Here is a 788-nt window from a genome sequence, read left to right as displayed (position 1 = left end):
CCCTCACTCAGGACACGGCAATTCGACATCACGGCACGCCCTGCCCTGCGCCCGAATTCACGGAGCTTGTCCTCACGATCCTCTGCCGGGGATTCGCCGGACAGCCACCCCGACCACACCCGCGCCGGGTGCCGCTCCGGATCGGCCGCATGCAGCCGGCGCGCCACCCGCTCCAGCCCCTCGGCAAACGCCCGCGCCTCCATGGTCCGGTGATGGAACGTGATCCCGCGCGAGCTGGCGTGCTCGATGGATGACGAGTCGATTTTTGGGCCCGTTCTGTGGTCGATGTCGTTGTCGAGCGCCATCACCAGGAAGCTGCTTGCCCGCTATCAGATTGTGGTGGTTGAGCTGCGGGATCCTTCGCTGACGCTGGAGCGGCTGTACGGCGAGCAGCGGCACGATGAGCAAGTGCGTGGTGAGCGGCTGGCGGTGCTGCAGGCCGCGTTGCTGGAGACGATGGCCGAGCACGGTTTGCGGCGCGGGATCACGTTCCATCACCGGACCATGGAGGCGCGGGCGTTTGCCGAGGGGCTGGAGCGGGTGGCGCGCCGGCTGCACGCGGCCGATCCGGAGCGGCACCCGGCGCGGGTGTGGTCGGGATGGCTGTCCGGCGAATCCCCCACTGAAATGCGGGAGGATAAGCTGCGTGAATTCGGGGACAGGGCAGGGCGTGCCGTGATGTCGAATTGCCGTGTCCTGAGTGAGGGTGTTGATGTCCCGAGTGTGGACTGTGTGGCCCTGATCGATCCGAAGGGGTCGGCCGTGGATATTGTTCAGGCGATCGGCGG

Annotated in this window: 1 protein-coding gene and 1 pseudogene; one reads left to right on the top strand and one right to left on the bottom strand. The window is 67.1% G+C overall.

Translation table 11 applies throughout. The annotated features are described in order from the left end of the window. Positions 1–305, bottom strand: a pseudogene (locus EAO77_RS39565) (hypothetical protein); the annotation flags it as partial. On the opposite strand from EAO77_RS39565, the gene EAO77_RS35610 reads away from it, so the two are divergent. After that, on the top strand, positions 292–788 hold a 497-nt coding region (locus EAO77_RS35610; RefSeq protein WP_261994300.1), incomplete at its 3' end, for a helicase-related protein. The pseudogene EAO77_RS39565 and the gene EAO77_RS35610 sit on opposite strands and share 14 nt — an antisense overlap.

This window comes from Streptomyces sp. T39 (assembly GCF_008042045.1).
GTDB lineage: Bacteria > Actinomycetota > Actinomycetes > Streptomycetales > Streptomycetaceae > Streptomyces.
Note: the sequence above shows the minus strand (reverse complement) of the source record. Positions and strands in the feature narration are given on the sequence as shown.